Here is a 21,253-nt window from a genome sequence, read left to right as displayed (position 1 = left end):
TAGCTGCCCAGTCTGTCGAGTCTTTCTTGTTCGCGGCCAAGAACTTCTGTACGCAAACTGGTCATGGCGGCGATCGCATAGAGATTCCTTGAATCGCCGGCAAGACAAGCTGCGAAGACTTCAACGCATCCCAACTTATCTAGTCGTATCCAGAATTAGCGCTGGCCCTGCTACGTGGCCCGGGCTTGTGCTGGTCGCCCTGGTGCCGGTCAAGCGGAGAATCGCTAATCAGCTAGTCCGACCTAAAAGAGATCACCTTATGCGCTCGGTTTGCACACTTAGCGTATAGGTCCAATCGTCAAAGTACAGGTTGTGACCGTCAATCTCGACCTCTCCTCGTTGAAAGTCATTCGGCTCGCTGCGGAAGCTTGCCTTCGGTGGAGTAAGGGGGCGTGCGTAATCCATGTTCACGATCAGCCGGTAGGGGTCGATGCCGCCACAAAAAAAGTCGCGAATGCGAGGATCATCGCTAGCCTGGACCCCGTACGAAACATCCGCCGGGAGCCAGCCCCAGGGTTCGATGTAGAACTCGGCCCAATCGTGCATCCCTTCTTCACCGGGCTTCGTGCCGAATCCTGATTGCCAGCGAGCCGGCACGCCGACGGCGCGGCAAAGCGTAATGAAGGCCATCCCCTGCACACCGCAGTCACCGCAGCGGGCGGCGAGCCCCTTAGCGCTCAGGCTTGGAATGATGGAGTACTCCATCTCACCAACCCACGGTACATTCTCAGACACCCAACGAAATATCAGGCGAGTCTTCTCGAGCGGGTTGCTCTCATCACCAACAATCTGCCGCGCCAACTGGCGTACCTCTCTGCTGAAGAAGATGTGGGGCGGTCGTTCCGCGGTGTACTCGAGATAGAGCGGACTCGTCGAATCGTAAGGCTCAACACGATCGCTGGTTAGCAAGGGGCAATAGGGGCTGGAAGTGAATTCGTATTGGAGGAGAAAAGTCGGGGGGGTCGAATCCTCCCCAACCACGGATTCGAAGTAGGCGGTGCGGTGAGGGACCGCCGACGGAGCGATCACAACGGAGTCTGGCTTGCTGCAAAGCAGAACGACGTCAGACTGCTGGCGGTACTCCTGTGGATACGGCAACCACGCTCGCACAACCGCACCGGGCAAGACGCGGCTGCATTCAGGCTTAATGCATAAGGAGTACGTCACGCGATGACGTACCCGGCAAGCTAGCGAGCCTGGTGTCCCGTCCGAATCCTCAAGTATCTCCCGTAGCAGCCCGACGAGAGGATACGTCTCGATTTCCCGACGCCCCGTTCTATGCATCTCCGCGTCGCGGCGGGCTTTGGCATCCGAATCAAGTAGAAAAAGATTCGTTGCGGCTTTACGGAAGTAACGGGTCTCTCCATCAATGGTGCGGTGCATCAAGTGGCCCGTCATCGTCCACTTACGGACATCTCCCCGTGTCACCCCGGGCAGGAATTTTCGGAGCTGGTCAAGCACCTCGACGCCGGTCAGCGCGAAGTCGCGGCGGATACGTCGGAGGATCTCTAGTTGGACAGACGGACCATCGACCGCAGGCCTATCGGGGTCAGGGATCTGCGAACGTAGGATTGCCTCAGCGCGAGAGTACTCGCCTTGGGCAACGAGCCTATCGATCTCCGAGGGAGTATCGCCGCAGGACGCTGGAACGAGGCAACACCAGACCAGTACACCAAAGATGTGCTTGGATGACAACATGCAGCTGGCAAGAAGAGTCCTAATCATCGCGTACTTCCAAGGCAAACAAGAGCATCAGCTGTAGATCACCTAAGTGCCTGCACCAACGTCCCGCTGCATGTTATCGAGGGCTTGCGACTCCGGAGGATGGTTGCCTATTGATCGTTGCGCGGCGAGTGTACACCACGTTTGCCGACGCTGGCACTGAGTGGTCTGAGAGTTCCGTTGGCCGCCCTCCGTTCATAGTCCGCGCCATGGTCAATTCGTCTTGGATAAGCGTTAGCCAAACGTTGTCACAAGATGCCCGACGAGGTTTCAGCGATATTGACCAACCGGCCCATTCGCAGGAAAACATGCTCACTCGACCCTGGAAAGAAGACCTCCGTGGTCTGCTGAGCGTCAGCGTGGTCGTCTGTTGTAAACCGAAAGACCTCGGCAGACAAATCGCCGCTTGCGTCTTGTGGAGTAGCACCGGATGCGAACTCGAGCAGCAAGAGTGCGTGGGTCGGGTTGTCTACGACAAGAGTCACAACAGCCCGCGGTACGGCCCGTCGGATCGTGTCGAGCGATGGGTCATCGCGTGTGTCGTAGAAGAGCTGCGAAAACGTCGTATCTGCCGAGTCCGAAAGCTGGAGATCCGTTGCAAGAGAAACCGGAGACGACGCTTGTGGGGCCCTGCTCCATGACGCCCCAACGTTGTCTCGCCAGACGGAATAGTCGGCGGCGTCAATGATGCCATCTTTGTTGCCATCGGCTCGCAAGTCAGATCCCCTGTACGACGCTTTCCAAAGTTCGTAGTCAAAATCATCAACCGTGCCACTACCGTCGTAGTCCCCGGTAAGGAAAACGAGATCTCCCGGCGAGTCGGTGCGTACCGTTACTGGCAACGGGCTGAGACGTGACAGCGTTACGGCGTCCGCCGCCAAAGCTCCGCTGACTTCCACGCGCTGCAACTGTTCAAGCGGCACTTGTCGCGATACACCGTTTCTTACGACTTCGATCGCGTCGTTGTGCGCGATGACTTGGATCTGGTCGGCCGCTTCACTTCCGGTCACGTAAAGAACCCCATCTGTTACGAAGGCAAAGTCGCCGATGCGTGTCTCGTAGAGGTTGGCACCCAGAGCCCGGGCCGAGTTGACCATCTCTTGATAGGGAGTGTCGGCGATGGTCACGAACCCAAGATTGCTGTTGTTGTTGTTACTATTCAGCTTGCCACTGGTGGGGAAATCCCAGTATTGCAACCAGTGAACGCCTACAAATCGATCGCTTTGGAGGGCGCTCTGGACGTAGATCTCGAATCGATCGGCCCGGTCGGCTTGATTGGCGGCCGTCCGGAGTCCGTCTGACCAAAGCCCTGTGTCGTTGGCGCTGTAGTGGAACTCGCCGGAAATAAGCGGGACGTCACCTTCGAGCCCTGCTGGCAACACTGAGATGTCGGTGCCATAGCGATTGATGCTCACAACGTCGGCGTGCAAGACCGATGCCTGAGCCGCGGAAAGTCGCGCGCCGCCGGTTAACCGCGAACCCATATAGAGGTGGTTCGGGGCGACGGCTCTCATTGCCTGCTTGGTGGTCGAGTAGTAGGTATCAGCGTACAGGGCATCAAACGCAAGAAGATCCGCCTCAGCTCGAGTGAGGTCTGGGGATATGCTCCGCTGCGTTAGGAAGTCGTTCCAAGAGGCGTACGCGGTGAGCCACTCTGCGTTCAAGTCGCCGACTGTCGTGTATTTCGCGATGAGTTGATCACGCATCGCTATCTTTGCCGGTTGGGTTGCTGCCGACGCCAAGGTTTGTAGACCTACGTCGATATCGCTGGTAGAGGATCGAGTCCAGCTCAGTTCGTTGTGGATAAAGTACCCCAAATTCCACGGGTCGTTGAGGCTCTTCCCTGCTTCCTGCAACAGTCGGTTCTCAACGTTGGTCCGGTAGGTAGGATCAAAGTAATCGGGAAACACCGAAGACCCGTTGATCAACGAGGGGTTGGCTGGAAAGAGCACCATGCTGTAAGCAGTTCTTCCCTGCAGATACACTTCCTCGTCCGACCAAGCACCGATGGTATTCATTCCCCAGCTACGCAGCCGTTCGTGGGCAATGTCTCGCGAGTCCGCCTGCCAGTTCGGTCCGTACTTCGCGAGCGCGTTGGAACCGAAGAAGTTCATCGCCAACGGGCGTTGGCCTTGGTAGTCGCCGCTCGTTACGGTGCTCGTCTCGAATTGGAGGAATTGCTCGGCAGGATCGCCCGGTAGCGGGAGTTCGGCAAAGTAATCCTCGCGTCCTGAGACAGGAGTCTTCACGGCTACCTGTGGATTGCCCTCACGGTCGGCGTCGCTCACCCCCGTGATACCGTTTGAGAAAAATAGGCGGCCGTCGGGATCGACGAACCACCACTTGCCGTGGACTTTTTCAACACGGAAGAAGCCGGTGGCTTCCAACTGCGGTCCTGCGAGCCAACCGCCGTAGGCGTTCAGGTCACCCGGGGAGGGGTTTGCCGCGATGTCGAAGGCCTCGTCCACGGCGGCTTGTGCAAGGTCAGCTTGGCGATGGATCTTTTCATCCCATTCGAGATGACGGTACTGTCCGAATTCGTCGATGAAGGGGAAGAACCCTTCGGGGAACAAGCCGCTGTTTAGCGGCGAAGGTGGTGCCTCTTGAACGCCGACGATGCCGCGAGGCCCGGGCAAGAGTGGGAGCGCGTTCTGATCGGTGACGGCGTTCCAGGAGTCTCCGAAACGGAGTTCGTCGAACTGGGCGGACCCGACGCCCCCGAAGCGGGAGAAAGCGACCCGGTCAAAGGCCAAGTCGTAGTCTGTGATCACGGCATCGGGCGTCGTCTCGGGCTGGCCGGCGACGGGGTTGTGCCAGACGCTGATCGTGTCGGACCCGGGGGCGAAGTCGATGCGGACAACGAACAAATTGACGCCGGCGTTGAGCGGGTCGAGATCCATCGGCGTTCCGCTCGGTCCAGCAATCGCCTGGAAGTTTGTGTTGCTGGTAGACGAGAGGAAGCGAAACACCCGGTCGGTCGAGGCGACGCCACCGTTGTAGAGCGAGAACGTCGCTGCTGGCGGCGACGTTCCATCGACCTGCATCAACACCGACACGTACAGCGGCAAGCCGCTCTGCGACTGCGATATGGCCCCACTCGTTCCTGCATAGTTCGCAAGCGGGCCATTGTTGGTCGTGAGCAACTCGCGCGAGAGGACTGTGTTGCCTCCCAGCACCACTCGTTTCTCGCCGGACTGCCCGAATTCGGGGTAACCAAGGCTTCCCGCAAGCGTGCTCGCGGTACCGTCGCCAGCCCATACTCCGTCGTAGGCGGTGACGTAAGATCGTGTTCCCGCTACCGCATTGCCCGCGTAGTCCTGCGACGCAAACCCTTCGGCGGAAATCGGTGCCCGAGGCAAGAGTGGGAGCGCGTTCTGATCGGTGACGGCGTTCCAGGAGTCTCCGAAACGGAGTTCGTCGAACTGGGCGGACCCGACGCCCCCGAAGCGGGAGAAAGCGACCCGGTCAAAGGCCAAGTCGTAGTCTGTGATCACGGCATCGGGCGTCGTCTCGGGCTGGCCGGCGACGGGGTTGTGCCAGACGCTGATCGTGTCGGACCCGGGGGCGAAGTCGATGCGGACAACGAACAAATTGACGCCGGCGTTGAGCGGGTCGAGATCCATCGGCGTTCCGCTCGGTCCAGCAATCGCCTGGAAGTTTGTGTTGCTGGTAGACGAGAGGAAGCGAAACACCCGGTCGGTCGAGGCGACGCCACCGTTGTAGAGCGAGAACGTCGCTGCTGGCGGCGACGTTCCATCGACCTGCATCAACACCGACACGTACAGCGGCAAGCCGCTCTGCGACTGCGATATGGCCCCACTCGTTCCTGCATAGTTCGCAAGCGGGTCCGAGGAGTCCGGGGCAATCTCGCGAGCAAGCGTTGTTGAGCCCGTGAGCAAAACCCGGTTCGCCCCAGCCTTGCCGAAGCCTGCGTAGTCCAGGCTTCCCGCGACCGCGGTCACCCCACCGGGGCCGACCCAGGCACCGGTGAAGCCCGGCACGTCCGGGGCAGCACCATTCAAGGAACTGCCAACAAGGTATAGGTCCGATTCAAACCCCTCCGAGGCGAGAGGCGCGACGGCCAGCAGATGTCGGCTTTCGAGCCGTTCGAACGAGAAAGCCTTGCGACGACGTAGCATCGACGAGCACCACAAACCGGAAGTAGGGAAGCCAGCACGATTGCTGGCTGCGCGGCGAATGCCACCGCTTGGCGACGCTGGCTCTACGTGGCACGCTGCTTGGTTGGTCGCGCTGGGTTGTCCGCGGCCTGATCAATCGATGCTCGTAGCCTAACCAGGAATCGAGTCGGGCGTCTACAATTCATCGCCGAGGAAATCCCCTCCTGAGCCTGCGAAAGTTAGCCGAGCGACTTTCGGGGAAACTTTGCCGCTTTGGTGCGAAAATCGACCAGCCCGAAGGGTCACTTACTAGCCGCGGTATTTTCGCGATACTAGCGGGACTGCTTTGCTGCCTCATCCTCATCGAACGACCTCTCTTCTCGAATCGAAGGATCTGCTAATGTCCAACTCGAACTCGCTTCGTGCGCCTCTCTCGATCGTTGGTCCTTGTGCGAAAAGTTGCCTCGTCAGGAATCCTGGATGGCCGAGCATGGCGAACGCTGCTGTGGCTTTGCTCTTGGGTCTTTGCTGGATCACCCCCTCTGATGGCGGGCTCATCGCGACGGACCGCTTTCTAACGGGCAATCCTGCTGATCCGGCGAACGGCGAATACACCGTCACCCAGTTGCGGCGGTCCCAGGTAAATGGTGCGGGCCAAGACCCGTCCATCGCGGGATTCTCAGGTGCCTGGACCGGGAACGTCACCAGTGGTTCACTTGCGGTGGCTCAGTGGACCGCTGCGTCGGATCCCACCGGCACGACCGTTGAGTACCAAGAGGGGGGCCGCGCTCGATTCGGTGGTTCGTCGGCCGTCAATGCCTTGCAGCGGAGGGTCCAGCGGGAGCTCGCCCCGTACACGCCGAGCAACACTTACTACTACTCCCTGATCACACAGATCGCCACAGGCGACCTTGCCGGGGCCCCTGGATTTGTCGGTGCCGGATTCACCAATACCGGCGCAACGGTCGGCCAGACCGACGCGAACCTCGTCGGCGGGTCAGCCCTGCGAGGCTTGCTGCTCGGTGCAGCCTCATCGGATGGCTTGACTACCGACTTTGTGCTCCGGCACGTCGGCTCATCGGGAAGCTTGCAGGACGAGGTGCTTGATGCCGGGATCGCTAGCGTTATCCCCACACAAACTGTTGTTCGTATCGACTTCAACGACGATCCGGGAAATCCCGCGGGCAACTCGCAGTTGACCGTGTGGCACAACCCGACGAACACCTCGTCGGAATCGGCCGCGTCGGCATCGGTGGCACCCACGGTGTTCCGCACCTTCGCGCTAGGAACGAACGCCGATATGACCCACCTGACGTTCGCCGGCATCAACTACTCGAGGGCTGCCAGCTTTGACGAGCCTCGCCTTGCGACGACGTGGGACGCAGCCCTCGCAGTCCCCGAACCGGGTTCGGCATTCCTCATGCTGATTGGTGTGACGGCTCTCGGGATGGGACGCTCCCGCCGCTAGTAGCCCTGAGGCAGCTGAGTCTTGCGGCCAGGGGTTGTTCACGCAATCGCATTCCCCGAACCGAACAACATTTGCATAGAGAGAGATTTCGAGATGACCCTTGCTCGTATCTTGGTTTGCATAGCGCTGGCAACACTCGTGCTTCCGTGTGAGGCAGTGCTAATCGCCACCGACCATTTCCTAGGAGGCATCCCGGGCGACCCGCTGCTGGGTGAATACGACAACACAGCCTTCAAGAATCAGTTCCGACGAGGCAATCCCAACGGCGGAGGGCAGGACCCCACCATCACCGGATTCGCGGGGCCGTGGTCCGGGAACGTGACGTCTGGCTCGCTGGGCGTTGCTCAGTGGACCGCCGAAACCGACCCACTGGGGTCGGTCTTCCCGTATCAACAAGGGGGGCGAGCCAGGTTCGCTGGCGTCGATAACCTCCAGCGCCGTGTTCAGCGTGAACTCTCTGCGTACACGCCAGCGGACACCTACTATTTCTCCGTGGCGTCGCAGGCGCTCACCGGTGACACGGATCTCGACGGCTTCGCTGGTGTCGGGTTCACCAATACGGGGCCCTCCGTCTCGCAAGCGGACTCGAACCTGATCGGTGGATCCGATTTGCGTGGCTTCTTGGTCGGGGTGGCCGGGGACGGCGTGGCGGGTACCGACTATGTCGTCCGGCACGTCGGTTCCTCGGGCTCTGTACAGGACGATGTCCTTCTAAGCGACATTGTGCAGAACAGCCCAACCGGTTCCCCATTCGTCCGTCGAACGATCGTTAAGCTGGAGTTCAACGACGATCCGGGTAATCCTAGCGGGAACTCGAAGATGACGATTTGGCAAGACCCGACTGACGTATCATCCGAACCCGCTGCGTCGGCATCCGTCCTCCCCCTCGAGTTCCGTACCTTTGCCCTGGGAGCCAACACTGACTTGACTCACCTGACGTTCACAGGGATCGACTACTCACGTGCGGTCAGTTTTGACGAGCCGAGGCTCGCTACAACGTGGGAGGATGCCGTCCCTGTCACGCCGGGCGACTTCAATGGGGATGGATTCGTCAATGCTGCTGATTACACCCGATGGCGTGACGGCCTCGGAGTGAGCTTCGTCGAAAGCGATTACGACGTCTGGGTAGCGAACTACGGAGAGCCCGGTCCCGTCGCGGCGGCGTCAAACGCAATTCCCGAACCCGCAGGTATTCTGATCTTGCTAATCGGCCTTTACGGGCTGATGAGCCCTTGTCGCGTTGCCTTGGACGAGTAATCGCATCATGGCCGCTCTCCAAGGATGGCAGGGGATTTATGTCTAAGCAAGAATCCGAAGGGCAGATTGACCAGCACGATCAGTTCATTTCGGAGTTCGCCAGGAACTCGCGGCAACTCTATAACTACATCCGCGCTCTCGCCCCCAATCGACACGACGCCGACGATGTCTATCAGAGCACGAGTCTGGTTATGTGGCGGAAGATGGACAGCTTCCAAGCCGGCACGAGTTTTCTCGCCTGGGGTCGTCAAATCGCGTTCTACGAAGTCTGCAAGCTAAGGGAGCAAACGGGACGCGGGACTCTCCTGTCTGAACAAGCTCTGGATGTCCTCGACGCCTCTTTCCGTGCTCGTCTTGACGACTCGTCCGAGCGACTTGAAGCCTTGGGTCGATGCCTAGAGAAGTTATCGCCAGCCTCTCGGCGGCTGATCGAACAACGCTACGATCGAGAGCGTAGCCCTGCGGCGATCGCTTTGGAATTAGGGCAGTCGACAGCGTCCGTCTACCGATCGTTGGCCCGTACGCACCACTGGCTGATGTCGTGCATACAGCACACCCTTGCAGGAGCTAGTAGTCATGGAGATTGAAATCCAACCCCCTGACGAGGAGCTGCTCGCGACACTGATCCAGATGTCGTCGGGAGACGCAACTCCAGACCAATACGTTGCCCTTGAAGAGCGACTGTGTGCGGACACTTCGGTTTGCGATCAGGTGGTGTCCGGGTTGGTACACCTCGCCAACTTAGAATGGGAGTCCTGTAGCTATCCGCTTGACACTCAGAAGCTCGACCTACTTGCAGGAATCGAGCCGTCTCAACCGACGATAACTGCCGAAAAGTTCCGTTTGGCCAAAGACTACGCGAGCACCTCTCCGCCCGGGAGTTCTTCCCAGCATCTTCAAGCCATCAAGCGGCCCTGGGCAGTGATCAGCACCACCGCTGCCGCGTTCCTAGTGGGAGCCGCGGCGTCATACTTCCTGTGGGGCCAGGCTCGTATCGAGCGTATCGTCTTGGTTTCGCAAGATCTGCATGACGGCCCTGGTGGGGCGCAGACCGAGCCGTTGCCGCCTATTGCAACCTTGGTCAGAAATACTAGCTACATCCTCGAGTCGCATGGGGGTACTCCGATGGGGATCGGAGCGCCTCTCCACTCGGGCGCCTCGGTAACGCTATTGGATGGGGTGGCGGAGTTTGAGTTTGCTAGCGGCGTGTCCGTTCTGCTGAAGGGTCCGGCAGTGCTAGAGATCGACGCATCGGGCAAGCCAAATTTAAGGTACGGGAGCCTCGTAACACGGCATGTTCCGTACGGGCCCAACGAACCTTGGCAACTTGCGATACCGCTTGCTGTTCTCCGTGTACCAGCCGGCGCAACGGTCGGCGTGGATGCGTTTGGAGAAGAAGCAGTCGTTCATGCCTTCGAGCGCGATACACAGGTGGTGCCTATTTCGGGCAACCTCTCCGAAGTCACGTTGCCTGCGGGTCACGCTTTCCGATTGCGACGTGACGCTCACTCTGAGGTCTCGATGCTGGCGATCGCTTTGAAACCAGAGGCATTCGATTTTGAAGGTCAGATGGATGATGGACATCTTGATTTGCCGGTCGGATACGCGGATTTGATCATGAACTCACAGCCGATAGCCTACTGGCGTTTCGACTCGATCGAATCGGGTTCCGTTCGTGATGACTCGGCCGGGAGCAATCCACTTCAACTGATCGGCGAAGGAGTTCGTGTAGTGCGTGGGGCCTCCAACAACTATGTCTCTTTTGCGGTCCGAAAGAACCGGTCGTGCTTTGTCTCGGCAGCATCACTCAACAAGGTTGCTGATGGAGACTACGCAGTAGAGTTCTGGTTCAAGCCCCACCACTATCATCGTGGAGCGGTGGTGTCCCTGGTCGAGCACGCGACCGACGAACGCGGAGCGGTTGAACGCCATGGCCTGATTATCGAAGCCCACTCGGCCTCTCCGGCCTCTCCCTCGCCCGATGGAATCGAGACGAGTCCAAAGTCCGTTCGGTTTCTTCATCGCAGCCCACCCAACGAATTGCTATCCGGAGTGGCCTGTTTCTCGAATACGCCTTACCGACTCAATGCTTGGCAACACATAACTGCGGTAAAAGCGGATAATTCCCTCCGACTTTATCTCGATGGAGAGCTTGCCTGCGTCGAAAGCGACGCGACGACACTTCCTCATGGTCTCTCGATCGTGGTAGGTCAACTCTTTTCGTTTGGATCGGTCCGCCCCTTCGTGGGTGAACTCGACGAGTTGGCATTTTACGATCACGCCCTGTCCGAGGAAGAGATAGCGAAACGTGTCTCAGGAATCCACACAATGCAGCCACAGCGTAGCCCTAGTACTGGAGTCGGACGATGAGAGAACGAGACTGCCACTTCGCGGTCGTTCGGTGCCTAGCCGTTTGCGCATGGCTGCTCAGTGCAGATCGTGGCACCGCATACGCAACAGTGAGTGAAGACTCCTCCGATCCGTGTTTGGCAATCCAATCCGACACGGTGGCGGGTCAGTACGACGTGGTGGTTGTCGGCGCTGGTACCGGTGGGATTTCTGCCGCGCTGCAAGCGGCCCGATTGGGAGCCTCTGTGCTACTCGTCGAACCAACGGATTGGATAGGTGGGCAATTGGCCGCAGCGGGCGTCACCAGCATGGATGAGGGGTATCCCCCCCGCCATCATCTCCGCGAGCGAGGAATCTACGGAGAGTTCTGGCGGCGATCAACGGCATTCTATAAGGCGATCGGCAAATCGAACGACACTTGTGCAGTTAGCGAAGACCACTTCGCCGTTGAGCCGAATGTCGCTCGACGCATCTTTACCCAGATGATTGATGACACCCGCCTTACTCCAATCGCTACCGGCACACACGCAACGCTCGACGTTCTTCTGCGGGCGAGCGTGACTAAATTGTCCCGCGTTGGGCAGACGGTTACCGGAGTTGAGATTGAACGACAAGCCGACGGAGTTTCAAAGACGCACCGCGTTTCGTCAAAGGTCGTTATTGATGCTACCGAATACGGCGATATGATTCCGCTCGCTGGTGCTGCGTATCGCGTTGGAATCCTCCTTTCAACGCGAGATCACGTCGGAAACGCTCTTGACTACCCAGTTCAGCCGAATACCTGGACGGCGGTAATCAAGCAGTACCCCGACGGTGTGCCGACGGATCTGCAAGTCAACTCCCCTCCCCCGGGGTACGACCCCTCCGTCATCAGCCCGTTTCTATCCGTCGAAGGGGACGGGGCATGGCGCAAGCCGTGGAACTGGGAGAGGATGCTCAAGTATCGAGGCATGCCAGACTCAACGTCCCGCTTCAGCGTCCGCAACGGCGCGGGACTCGCCCTGACACGAACCCACGTCAACTTTGCGCCAAACGATCAAGCCTTCGATGTAGGCGATATCGAAGATGCTGAGAGTCGCGCGGGAGCAGAGGCTCTCGCCCTGCAACGTACCCTCGCGGTGCTTTACTACGCACGTCACGTAATGGGAGTCGAGGATTGGTCGGTTGCCAACGATGTTGGATACGACAGTCCCTACAACCGCAACCGAGTCGATACTCTGATCGAGAGACGTCCAAACCTCGCTCCGTTTCGAGACGTACTGTATCACTTTCCGGTGATCCCTTACGTGCGGGAGAGTCGTCGTATTGTTGGTGTCGAGACCTTGACGGCGACGCAGCTGCGTCGAAAGAAGCCCTCTCTCCCTAAGCACTTTTCAACCGCTGTTGCAATTGGCGATTACCCAGTCGATGTCCACGGAGAGCACCACGACCGCGGCCGCCAGGTAGAGTTAGATCTTGACGAACCAGAAGACCTGCCTAAGAAATGGATTCAGTGGGGCTACGGGCCATTTCAGATCCCGTTCGAGTCCTTCCTTCCCGAGTTGGTCGATGGATTCCTTCCTGCGGAGAAGAATCTCTCTCAATCCAGGTTGGCCAGCGGCGCGACGCGGCTACAGCCGGTAACCATGTTGACCGGACAGGCCGCAGGTGCCATCGCGGGAATCGCAGTTCAAAGGAGAGTTCCGCCTCGTGATGTCCCGGCAGCAGCAGTTCAAAGCGCACTACTAGATGCCGGCAGTACCTTGTCCCTGCGCCGTCACAACGACGTGCCTCACGGGACCGAGCTATGGAAAGCAGTGCAGCTCGCAAGCTTGTACCAGGTCTATGAGGTAGAAGACGAACTGTTTCGCGAGAGAGCGAAAATCTCAGAAGAGTCTTTCAAAGGAACATTGTCTAGGCTGGCGGTTCTTCGGGAACCCTCCGAGACTGCGCTGGATATCCATTGGAAAGAGGCCATTCTGGCGTCGCGAACTCGCGGAGAGCTCGTACGAGCCGTTGCCCACGCAATCGTTGCTGAGTCGGCCAGCGTAGAAGCAGTTCGTTTTTCTTCCCCGCCATTCAACGGCAACAGAATCTACGAGGGCAGTGCCCAATGAACGGTACACAGCCTGCGAGCTTAGCTGATTTAGAATCGACGCGTCGCAATCGCACGTTATCTTGTGGATTCACACTCGTTGAGCTACTTGTCGTCATCGCCATCATCGGGCTGTTGGTTGCGCTGCTCCTTCCTGCAGTCCAGGCGGCCCGCGAGTCGGCACGTCGTACGCAGTGCATCAACAATCTGAAACAGCAGGGACTGGCTGCGCAGAATCACATGGCTACGTATAGCGGACTGTTGCCGCCGGGCTACCTGCGTGTGAAAGGTAGTTTTCAGAAGCGAGGTCTGTTCGCGGAGCTCTTGCCGTTCATGGAAGAAGGGGCGATCCATGATCTAATCGAATACGACCAGAACGACCCGGGGGACGCCTTCCTAGACCCTGCGCGGGACGCGATTGTAGCGGCGTACATTTGCCCAAGCTGGCCCGATGTACCAGTGAATGCGGACGGAACGCCGTCTCAAATCGGTGCCCTTGTTACGTATGCCGGAAATGGTGGAGCCATTACGAGTAGCGACCCCGAGCTGCTGGTCGGCGGCGTGTACCCAAACAACGGTGTCTTCTCTCTAAGGGAAAACGGAACGAAGATCGTCGGGCATCAGCGCGGCGAACGAGAGATTACGGATGGGCTGAGCAAGACGTTTCTCATCGGTGAATTCGTGCACCGTGATTGCAAACTCGGCTCAAGCTGTGCTTCGCCTCCGGGCAATGTTCGCCCTTGGTACCTGAGTGGATTTCAGTCAGGAGCGGGAGCGATCCCCCTTGTTTACGCCTTCAAGGAGCTTGAGTACGCGCCCAATAGCACCGGCCTGCTACGCTCACAGCATGGCTGGAACCGCATGCCAATGAGCAGCTATCACCCGGGGGTCACACATTTCGCAAATGTCGATGGAAGCGTTCTTGTCGTTCCCGACGATATTGACACAGCGGTCTACCATGCTCGCGCCACGGTTAACGGGGCGGAAACCGATGGCTAGCAGGATATGTTCTACATACGGTACTACTCTCGCGGTGATTGCTTTTGCGATGGCGAGTGTTGGGTGCAGTCGCGGCCCGATGATGGTGCCTGTCGATGGAAGCGTAACACTTGATGACAAGCCACTCTCGTTTGGCATTGTCATGCTTCACCCCGTGAAAGGTCAGGTTGCTCAGGGGCCCATCGAGCCGGATGGCACCTTTTCGCTTTCAACGCACCACATTGGGGACGGTGCACAGATTGGTCACTACCGTGTGAGCGTTCTTTGCTACCAAGCCCATGATCCGCAGAAGCAACCTGCGTCATCCGACGGGATGGACGGCTTTCTTCTAGGGCAGTCCTTGGTCCCCCTGCACTATACTCGCGCGACATCGAGCGGGCTTACGGTTGACGTGAATCCCGACGGTGTTCGTGACTTGAGACTCGACCTACGAAGCCGCCAGTAGCCAAGGCCACAGCCAGATTCCACGATCAGATGCACGCACCATGGCGATTCACGCAAAGACTTTTCTTCTGCTTGCTCTCTCGAATGCGATCGGCGTCGCGTCAGCGAGAGAAATTGCCTGCGACATTGTCATCTACGGGGGGACTAGCGCCGGGGTCGCTGCCGCGGTGCAAGCCAAGCGCATGGGGAAGTCGGTAGCGTTGGTTTGCCCAGAACGTCGGCTTGGGGGCATGTCGAGCGCAGGACTTGGGTTCACCGACGCGGGCAGCGTGGCCGTAATCGGTGGGATCTCTAGGGAGTTCTATCATCGAGTCTGGCAACACTACCAATCCGACCCGGCGTGGCGATGGCAGCAGCGCGATGAGTTTCAAAACCGCGGCCAGGGTGTTGTGGCCGTCGACGACAAAACCGAAACCATGTGGGTCTTTGAGCCGCATGTTGCCGCGAACGTCTTCGAAGCCCTCGTTAGAGAAAATGGCGTTGAAGTGTACCGCGACGAGTGGCTAGACCGCAACCGTGGTGTTTCTCGGAGCGATGGTCGTATCGCCAGCATGACGACCTTGAGTGGCACGCGTTACACGGGCGGAATGTTCATCGACGCTTCTTACGAGGGGGACCTAGTTGCTGCAGCTGACGTAAGCTATCACGTGGGCCGAGAGGGGAATGACGCGTATGGGGAATTGCACAATGGCGTACAGCGCGACGCCCTGCACCACCCACACAATTTTGCAGAGCTTGGTCAGCCGATCGATCCCTATGTTACGCCTGGAGATCCGTCGAGCGGATTGCTTCCCCGGATTAGTAGCGATCCACCAGGTGTCAATGGCGAAGGGGACCGTCGCATCCAGGCGTACTGCTATCGCCTCTGCTTGACGGACCATCCTGATAATCGGTTGCCGATTGAGAGGCCCAATCGCTACGACGCGCGTCAGTACGAGTTGCTGTTGCGGGTGTTCGACACAGGGTGGCGGGAATTTTTTGCCAAATACGATCCGATTCCGAATCGCAAGACGGACGTAAACAATCACGGCCCCTTCAGCATGGACAACATCGGATTCAACTACGACTACCCCGAGGCGTCGTACGAACGGCGTGCCGAGATTCTGTCGGAACACCGTGCGTACCAGCAGGGCCTGCTTTACTTTCTGTCTCACGACGAGCGTGTCCCGGAAGAGGTGCGCTCGCGAGCTGCCGAGTGGGGTCTCGCCAAGGACGAGTTCCAGGAACAAGGTGGATGGAGCCCGCAACTCTACATACGAGAAGCACGGCGCATGGTCGGTAGCGAGGTCATGACAGAACACAACGTTACCGGCAAGCGACCTGTGAAGGCACCCGTCGGTATGGGATCTTACACACTCGATTCGCACAATGCCCAGCGTTATGTCGACGAGAGCGGATACGTGCAGAACGAAGGAGACATCGGCGTCCGGGTACCGCCGTACGAGATTGCCTACGGCGCTCTGATACCTCGTGAGGACGAGTGCGAAAACCTCTTGGTACCGGTCTGCCTTTCAGCCAGTCACATTGCTTACGGGTCGATCCGAATGGAACCAGTCTTCATGGTCCTAGGGCAATCCGCGGCTACAGCCGCTGTACTCTCTATCGACAGCGGTCGCAGTGTGCAGGAAGTCGATTACGACCAGCTTCGAGCCAGGCTAATCGCTGATGGTCAGATATTGAGTGCCTCAAAGACTGTGACACATTCCCCATCGACGGCCAGAATGCCTCCCTCCTCCGCAGAGCTTGCAAAGTAGGACCGTCTGAGTTCAGTACTTCAGCCCAATCCGACCGGAACTTATTGAGCGATTCGGCCTTGCTGAACAACCTCTAGGAACGCTGCGTAGATCGCCATCGGACGGTGTCCGCACCCTCATCTGACGGAGCGAATCGATGGCAGCCTCGAAGAGCGAGCCGCGTAAGAAGCGTTACGAGGTCAAGAACTGGAAGCGTTACAACGAGGCCCTCGTGACCCGAGGCGACTTCACGTTCTACTTCTCCGAGGAGGTCGTCGACGCCTGGGAGCACGCGAACGACGCCAAGAAGAACGGCCGCCCGTTCCTCTACAGCGACGTGGCGATCGAGACGCTGCTAACGATCCGCGAGTTGTTCCGCCTGCCGTACCGCCAGACCGAAGGCTTCGGCCGGGCGTTGGCGAAGCTCCTCGACGCGGGCGTTGCGATCCCGCACCACACGAGCCTCGTGAAGCGGGCCGCGAAGCTGAAGGTCTCGATCGCGATCGACCCGGCGAAGGGCCCGATCGAGGTGGTGGTCGATAGCACGGGTCTGAAGGTCTTCGGCGACGGCGAGTGGCGTCGCAAGAAGCACGGGGTGGACAAGCGACGCACCTACCGCAAGGTCCACTTGGCGGTCGATCCGGAGAACCACGCGATCGTCGCTCAGTTGCTGACCGATTCGAGCGTGCATGACGGCAACGCCGTGAAGCCGCTGCTGGAACAGGTCGAGCAGGAGGTCGAGACGTTCTACGGCGACGGGGCGTACGACCAGTGGAAGGTCCGCGAGCATCTCGAAGAAGAGCGTATCCACCAGATCATCCCGCCCCGCAAGGGCGCGGTGATCAAGCAGCACGGCAACTCGAACGCCGATCCGATCGAGCGAGATGAGTGCGTTCGGCAGATCCGCCGCGACGGCAAGAAGAGTTGGAAGGAGTCAATCGGTTACCACCGCCGCAGCCCTTCGGCGACCGACTCAAAAACCGCGAGCCGCCCAATCAAGCCACCGAACTCGCCCTCCGCTGCAAGCTCCTAAGCGCCTTCGTCGTACTCGGCATGCCCCTCAGCTTCTGGGGTTAGGAAGCAAGGCCGAGCGATTCTGTCGGGTCCGACGAGCTCGAGGTCATGAGGCCGTGGACATCACCTCGGTAACTTCCGGCTTCAGCCAACTGCGGTCGGTTGGACCAGCCTCGGCAGGTTAGCTACTCGCCGAATCCGCGTCGGTCAGCTCAACCTCGGCAGCTTTCGGATTGCCCGGCGTTCCCTCCGAGACCAACTTATCGGTGACTCGCCCGAACGGTATGGCGCGCAAGTAGGCGTGGTCCGCGGCGGATTGACCAATTTAGCTCGATTGCGGGCTCTTCCCATAGCAGGTGACGCTTTCCAAGCACCCGGGCCCGGTCGGGTCCTCCTGGCCCCCCCGGCCTACCTCAGCGGTTCGCGGCATCCAACGTCGTTTTCATATCGGGCGGCGCTAGGCGGTCTCTCTCGCTGTTCCGATGGGGCGATTTTCGCCAATTCTTGCGTTAAGGGTCGGGTCTCGATGAATTGAGCGCTTCGGCAGTTTCGGCCACCCCCCCCCGGGGGTGGGCGTGATGCTGTCGCTTGGGACGCTTGGGACGGTCTCCGCTATCTAACCTCCAGATAAAACAATTAGGTTGTTTCAGATTCCGCGTTAGTGGTTAGATAGGCGAAAGCGTCCCAAGCGTCCCAAGCGTCAAGAATGCTGGCGGGTTGGGTGTTCTAGGCGATTTTCCAAGTCGTTCATGGTGTTTTGCGTGAGAGGGTCTGCGCCTTTTGGCGTGTAGATGAAGCAACGCCCATTGGCTCGGCTCGGGTCCGGCTTGAGGGTGCGAATCTGCCCCTCGGTCGCCATCTGGTTGATCCGCCGCGTAACGGCTTGGGTCTTCATGTGCTCGCCCGTCGCCTCGATAAACCACTTGGCGAGAATGCGATTCGGGATGCGCACGATTGCCGTTGATAGGTAACCAAGCGCCCGCAACTGCTCGGCGACGTACTCGTCGATCAACTCGCCTTCGTCGCCATCGGCGTCGCACGCTGCTTGCCGTTCCAGAATCACGCGCTGAGCTTCGCCCGGCTCCGGCAGCCGACAGAGAACCGCTTCCTCCCACGCGCCCCAGCGGCTCGCTTGGTTCAGCGCCCACGGCTCCGATTCGAGTAACCCGCGAACGTCCGCCATTAGCGCGGTGCGGTTGTGCTCGATGTAACTGGCGGTCTCTTCCTTCCAGGTGCTGGAGTACTCCGCCCGGTCAAGCTTGATGATTACTGCTCTCTGCGCCATGTCGGCAGACAGCGAAACGCCGTTGATCGTAACGATCCAGGTGAGGGTGTTAGGTCGCTGAGCCTCGCCAACGTATAGTTGCTTGCCAGAGAGAACCGGCGTGGTGATCAGGGCTTCTAGCTCGCCCCACGAAAACCGGGCGCGCTTCACGTTGTCGATTAAGGCAACCCGTTTGCCGGTCGCCACGGGGGACAAGAGCCGCTGCTTGATCCGCTCGATATCTTCGCCCGGCTCGAACGCCAGCAAGCCACCGGCTAACAGTCCGACCATTTCCGCAAGCGTTGTCTTGCCAGCCCCACGCCCGGCGTCACTTGTCAGAACGAACGCGGGGCGCGTGCCAGGACGCCCGCCCCAAAACGTAGTGGCGAAGAGCGCTGCGATTAAATCACGGTCGATATCGGTGCTAGGCGTGAATCGGTCAACTAGCTTACGCAACGCCGAACCGTCGCCCGCGTTGGGTGAGGCCACGGTGTAGTAGTGGCGGGGCATCGGCGGGAAGTGTGGCACGTTCTCGACGGCATCGTAGCTCGGCGCTGTGCGCTCTAGCTCGGCGTGCAACTGCGCTTGCGTCACCGCTTCACGCCCGGTGAACCATCGCACGCGACGCTGTGAGGCGAGCCACCCGAACGTAGCGTGTGAGTTATCGAGCCAGGCGACGCCATGCGTCGGATCGTGAACGAATAGGCTAGAGCCCACGCGGCGGGGCCAATCATCCGTAGCTGCTTTAAGCTCCGAGCGAATCTCGGGCATCGTCAGATAAGCGGTGATCTTCGATTCAACGCCTTCGGCGTCCGTAGTCACAACCTCGACAGCGTTGGCGATTGCATCCGACTCGCCAGCTTTGCTTTGTTTAGGCTCGGACAACGCTTCCAGGTTGATCGGCTCGGCAGCCTCAACCAGTTCTAACAGCGCCTCACGCGTGCCACCGCCAGCGAGCCAGTCGGACACGTCGCCCTTTTCGGGTAGGCCCGGCAACTCGACAACGCGAACCGACTCAGCGACGCCACGTAGGGAATGCACCACGCAATCGCGGTGATTGCGCCCGGCTTCGTCGTTGTCGGGCAGAACAACGACACGGCGCCCGCGAAGGTACTTGGCGTGCTCGGGCTTCCATTTCCCGGCGCCACCGGCGTTGCACGTGGCAACAAGCCCAAGCTTCACCAGCGATTCAACATCCTTTTCCCCTTCCACAACAAACGCTGTCGGCTCGGGATCGGCGAGCAACTCAGGCAGCCGATAGGGGACAACCGCGCAGCCCTTCGCGTTCCACGTCCAACCGCCACCCCCGTCGGGCTGACGCTGTAAGAAAGTCTTTCTGCCGTCTTCAAGTTGTTTTCTGAGGGCTTGAAAGATCAACTTGCCATTGGCGTCGCGGTAGGCGTACTCGGCGACGATCCGACCCTTCGAGCTAGTTGACTTCCGCTCAGTTTTCGGTGGCGCTACTTCGCTTCCAGTTAGCCCCGTGGCTGCGAGAATTAATCCGAAAGAGCAGCCCGCGTGACAGCACAGCAGCGCGCGTCCGTCGTCGCCTTGTCCAATGCTGAGACTTGCCGAACGGTCGTCGTGCGCCGGGCAGCGTGCCGACCACTGCGCCGGGGCGGTTTGCTTAACGCCTTCGAGCCGGTTGAGAACTCGGCTGACCGCTACACTAGCCGATCCGTTGGCTACTGTGCTTCCTGCAGAAACGGTCATCAGACGCAGCCCTCCGCAGAGCACAGCCCAGCCGCCTCGGTACGCGCGATGATGAACTCACGCACGGCCGCGCGGGTTGTCATAGGGCGACCGCCCAGGTGCATCGCCTTGAGGCGAATCCCGCCGACGCCTTTGTGAATCCACCGGCTGCACGTCGTCGGGTGGGGCCTGACGCCTGTTTCACGCTCAACAGCTGTGGCGACACTCAACAATTCTGCTACGTTTTCAATCGCGACTTGCATTAAAAAACCTCTCTAATGCATAGGGAAATAATCCTGATGCACGCGAGGTTAACAAAGTCACGCCACTTGTAGAGACTATCGCGTGGACACGACCATGGTCGTGTCCAAAAGTGGAGACACGACCATGGTAATGTCCAAAAATAGTTAGCTCTCGTCTGGCCTGAGATACCGATTAAGCGTCTTCATAGAGATGCCTAGAGCTTTCGCCGCTTGCTCTTTTTGATGAGTTAGGCCGCGATTCGGGTAGTCTTTCTTTGCCCGTTTCAAGGCAGCTTCCGCCTTGCTCCGCTTCTCTTCTGCTTTACGCAAGCGAGTCTGCGCGCCTTGTTCGCGATTCTCAGCAAGACGCCGCTTTGTCGCCCTGCCCTTTTGCAGGTCGGCATCTACTTGCCGGGCCTTGAGGCGTTCAAAGAATCGCCCGGCTGTGAAAGAAAAGTCTGCGAGTTTTCTCAAGCACTGTTCGAGCTCTGGAACATCCGTTCGGCTAGCTATTAACTTTCTAACTTCGTTGACATGCGACATTAGTTCATACTGCTCTCGAAGCATAACCTCATCTGCGACGCAATCTTTGGTAGGTCCGCTGCTTTGCTGGGCAAGGCATTCTTCCAATCCGTAATAGCTTTCACTCAAATAGGTGAACTTGCCAGAAGTTAGGTTTGCCTTAATCATTTCTAGGCTTGCGGAGACGCTAGACGGCGGCGCGACGGTATCAACTGCAAGAGATGCCTGTTGTCCCTGGTCTTCCCCCGATCTATGTGCCAGTCGCTATGAGAGAATCGGGATGATTAGATGGTAGTCCGTTGGGCAGCTGGAGCGGAGGGGCCTGCGAAGCCGTAGGCTGAGCAGGGCCCGGAGC

13 protein-coding genes are annotated in these 21,253 nt (G+C 59.0%); 8 read left to right on the top strand and 5 right to left on the bottom strand.

Features of this window, described 5'->3' with window-relative positions:
- Nucleotides 1-252 precede the first annotated feature (252 nt).
- Both Pla111_RS16870 and Pla111_RS16865 read right to left on the bottom strand, forming a co-directional pair.
- Nucleotides 253-1,698 (bottom strand): transglutaminase-like domain-containing protein, encoded by a 1,446-nt coding sequence (locus tag Pla111_RS16870; RefSeq protein ID WP_197525119.1) that lies wholly within the window; start codon nt 1,696-1,698, stop codon nt 253-255.
- A gap of 272 nt (nt 1,699-1,970) precedes the next feature.
- Nucleotides 1,971-5,861: a hypothetical protein gene (locus Pla111_RS16865; RefSeq protein WP_146575634.1), complete on the bottom strand. Its 3,891-nt coding sequence runs from the start codon at nt 5,859-5,861 to the stop codon at nt 1,971-1,973.
- Nucleotides 5,862-6,330: 469 nt separating this feature from the next.
- Here Pla111_RS16865 and Pla111_RS16860 point away from each other — a divergent pair, with 469 nt between their 5' ends.
- The 8 genes from Pla111_RS16860 to Pla111_RS16825 all read left to right on the top strand — a co-directional run bounded on the left by Pla111_RS16860 (nt 6,331) and on the right by Pla111_RS16825 (nt 17,197).
- The gene (locus tag Pla111_RS16860; RefSeq protein ID WP_197525118.1) at nt 6,331-7,308 is read left to right on the top strand and encodes a PEP-CTERM sorting domain-containing protein; all 978 of its coding nucleotides are present in this window, start codon (nt 6,331-6,333) and stop codon (nt 7,306-7,308) included.
- A 93-nt stretch (nt 7,309-7,401) separates the two neighbouring features.
- Nucleotides 7,402-8,565 (top strand): hypothetical protein, encoded by a 1,164-nt coding sequence (locus tag Pla111_RS16855; protein WP_146575632.1) that lies wholly within the window; start codon nt 7,402-7,404, stop codon nt 8,563-8,565.
- Between the two features lie 38 nt (nt 8,566-8,603).
- Nucleotides 8,604-9,152: a sigma-70 family RNA polymerase sigma factor gene (locus Pla111_RS16850; protein ID WP_146575631.1), complete on the top strand. Its 549-nt coding sequence runs from the start codon at nt 8,604-8,606 to the stop codon at nt 9,150-9,152.
- Nucleotides 9,142-10,935: a LamG-like jellyroll fold domain-containing protein gene (locus Pla111_RS16845; RefSeq protein WP_146575630.1), complete on the top strand. Its 1,794-nt coding sequence runs from the start codon at nt 9,142-9,144 to the stop codon at nt 10,933-10,935. Before Pla111_RS16850 ends, Pla111_RS16845 begins: the two co-directional genes overlap by 11 nt.
- A gap of 89 nt (nt 10,936-11,024) precedes the next feature.
- Nucleotides 11,025-13,010: an FAD-dependent oxidoreductase gene (locus tag Pla111_RS16840; RefSeq protein WP_197525117.1), complete on the top strand. Its 1,986-nt coding sequence runs from the start codon at nt 11,025-11,027 to the stop codon at nt 13,008-13,010.
- Nucleotides 13,007-13,987 carry a DUF1559 domain-containing protein gene (locus Pla111_RS16835; protein WP_146575628.1) on the top strand — a complete coding sequence of 327 codons (981 nt, stop codon included), beginning with the start codon at nt 13,007-13,009 and terminating at the stop codon, nt 13,985-13,987. The genes Pla111_RS16840 and Pla111_RS16835 overlap by 4 nt, the downstream gene beginning before the upstream one ends.
- Nucleotides 13,988-14,472: 485 nt before the next feature.
- A complete protein-coding gene (locus Pla111_RS16830) occupies nt 14,473-16,185 on the top strand; it encodes an FAD-dependent oxidoreductase (RefSeq protein ID WP_146575627.1) in 1,713 nt (570 codons plus the stop codon).
- A 136-nt stretch (nt 16,186-16,321) separates the two neighbouring features.
- Entirely contained in the window at nt 16,322-17,197 is an 876-nt protein-coding gene (locus tag Pla111_RS16825) for an IS5 family transposase (RefSeq protein ID WP_146575626.1), read from the top strand.
- Between the two features lie 681 nt (nt 17,198-17,878).
- Here the strand turns inward: Pla111_RS16825 and Pla111_RS16820 are convergent.
- From Pla111_RS16820 to Pla111_RS16810, 3 genes are all read right to left on the bottom strand, one after another.
- The gene (locus tag Pla111_RS16820) at nt 17,879-20,155 is read right to left on the bottom strand and encodes a toprim domain-containing protein (RefSeq protein WP_146575625.1); all 2,277 of its coding nucleotides are present in this window, start codon (nt 20,153-20,155) and stop codon (nt 17,879-17,881) included.
- Nucleotides 20,155-20,397 (bottom strand): DUF1580 domain-containing protein, encoded by a 243-nt coding sequence (locus tag Pla111_RS17745; RefSeq protein WP_146575624.1) that lies wholly within the window; start codon nt 20,395-20,397, stop codon nt 20,155-20,157. The genes Pla111_RS16820 and Pla111_RS17745 overlap by 1 nt, the downstream gene beginning before the upstream one ends.
- 144 nt (nt 20,398-20,541) lie before the next feature.
- Nucleotides 20,542-21,066 carry a hypothetical protein gene (locus tag Pla111_RS16810; protein ID WP_146575623.1) on the bottom strand — a complete coding sequence of 175 codons (525 nt, stop codon included), beginning with the start codon at nt 21,064-21,066 and terminating at the stop codon, nt 20,542-20,544.
- Nucleotides 21,067-21,253 lie beyond the last annotated feature (187 nt).

The organism is Botrimarina hoheduenensis (assembly GCF_007859815.1).
In the GTDB taxonomy this organism is placed as follows: domain Bacteria; phylum Planctomycetota; class Planctomycetia; order Pirellulales; family Lacipirellulaceae; genus Botrimarina; species Botrimarina hoheduenensis.
This window is presented reverse-complemented; position numbering and strand designations above follow the sequence as displayed.

What these genes read in the sequence shown, in the direction of transcription:
- Pla111_RS16810 (WP_146575623.1), bottom strand. Translation starts at nt 21,066, where the DNA reads ATGATTAAGGCAAACCTAACTTCTGGCAAGTTCACCTATTTGAGTGAA.
- Pla111_RS16870 (WP_197525119.1), bottom strand. Translation starts at nt 1,698, where the DNA reads ATGTTGTCATCCAAGCACATCTTTGGTGTACTGGTCTGGTGTTGCCTC.
- Pla111_RS16835 (WP_146575628.1), top strand. Translation starts at nt 13,007, where the DNA reads ATGAACGGTACACAGCCTGCGAGCTTAGCTGATTTAGAATCGACGCGT.
- Pla111_RS16825 (WP_146575626.1), top strand. Translation starts at nt 16,322, where the DNA reads ATGGCAGCCTCGAAGAGCGAGCCGCGTAAGAAGCGTTACGAGGTCAAG.
- Pla111_RS16830 (WP_146575627.1), top strand. Translation starts at nt 14,473, where the DNA reads ATGGCGATTCACGCAAAGACTTTTCTTCTGCTTGCTCTCTCGAATGCG.
- Pla111_RS16845 (WP_146575630.1), top strand. Translation starts at nt 9,142, where the DNA reads ATGGAGATTGAAATCCAACCCCCTGACGAGGAGCTGCTCGCGACACTG.
- Pla111_RS16860 (WP_197525118.1), top strand. Translation starts at nt 6,331, where the DNA reads ATGGCGAACGCTGCTGTGGCTTTGCTCTTGGGTCTTTGCTGGATCACC.
- Pla111_RS16850 (WP_146575631.1), top strand. Translation starts at nt 8,604, where the DNA reads ATGTCTAAGCAAGAATCCGAAGGGCAGATTGACCAGCACGATCAGTTC.
- Pla111_RS16865 (WP_146575634.1), bottom strand. Translation starts at nt 5,861, where the DNA reads ATGCTACGTCGTCGCAAGGCTTTCTCGTTCGAACGGCTCGAAAGCCGA.
- Pla111_RS16820 (WP_146575625.1), bottom strand. Translation starts at nt 20,155, where the DNA reads ATGACCGTTTCTGCAGGAAGCACAGTAGCCAACGGATCGGCTAGTGTA.
- Pla111_RS16855 (WP_146575632.1), top strand. Translation starts at nt 7,402, where the DNA reads ATGACCCTTGCTCGTATCTTGGTTTGCATAGCGCTGGCAACACTCGTG.
- Pla111_RS17745 (WP_146575624.1), bottom strand. Translation starts at nt 20,397, where the DNA reads ATGCAAGTCGCGATTGAAAACGTAGCAGAATTGTTGAGTGTCGCCACA.